This window comes from Vibrio sp. 2130-1 (assembly GCF_033339515.1).
The window spans coordinates 1-911 of record NZ_JAWOUT010000124.1 but is presented as its reverse complement, the minus strand read 5'-3'; the positions used below and the strand labels follow the sequence as shown (position 1 = coordinate 911).

General features: G+C 42.9%; 1 protein-coding gene and 1 tRNA gene. Both read right to left on the bottom strand.

From position 1 onward, the window contains the following. Positions 1-34: 34 nt before the first annotated feature. A complete protein-coding gene (locus tag R7Q09_RS24650; protein ID WP_005483015.1) occupies positions 35-367 on the bottom strand; it encodes a DUF1904 domain-containing protein in 333 nt (110 codons plus the stop codon). 365 nt (positions 368-732) lie between these two features. Beyond that, positions 733-809 (bottom strand) — tRNA-Trp (locus R7Q09_RS24645). Between the last annotated feature and the right edge of the window lie 102 nt (positions 810-911).

Sequence of the window (911 nt, the reverse complement as noted above, 5' to 3'; positions counted from 1 at the left end):
AAAAAGAAAGACTCAGCCGCATCATACATCCCCTTTAGTAATGTTCACCATTATCATAGTAGGCATTTGGCGATAGTGCAGAAAAAATGACTGCTACATCAATATCTTCACCGACTACACCACGAACCTGTTGTGTAATTACTTTCGCTACCTTGTCTTGAGTCTCTTGTCCTCGATCAAACCACAAAACTTCAACAAAAGGATAAGCAGGACTTACCTCGCCTTCACTAAAGAAAGTTGTGTAGATGTACTCAAAAGTAAAATCTTCTCGTGGACTATTCATTAGTGGCTGGAGCTCGTCAGTCAGTGGCTTTGACAAAGCTTGTACTGCTTGAGGTTCTACAGCGCGAAATCGTAGATGTGGCATAAGGTTAATCCTATATTTGCATTGTCCTAAGATGATAACAGGAACAACAACGCTAATCATCCCAACAACAACTAGACGCGTTCTTAAAAATACCCAGAAAAACGCTAATAAATATCAACAAGAGCTTGAGATTCCCATCAGTGACATACAACGACAAGGTATCACTAGCGGCTAGATATCAATCCTGCTGGTAAGTTGCTGTTCTTTATATAGGGAAAGTAGATAAGAGATTAGGGCAGTTCAGACTTAGCTACCATTAGCTACGCGCCTAGAATCGCCTATTTGGGAACTTGAATTCACAAAGAATAAATTTGCCATTTTACAAACGTAAAAAAGCCTCAGTCTTTCGACTGAGGCTTTAAATATGGCAGGGGTGGAGAGATTCGAACTCCCAACACGCGGATTTGGAATCCGCTGCTCTGCCAATTGGAGCTACACCCCTGTAGTTCGTGTTTAATGAGACGACTCTCAAATAAGTGGCGGAGTGGACGGGACTCGAACCCGCGACCCCCGGCGTGACAGGCCGGTATTCTAACCAACTGAA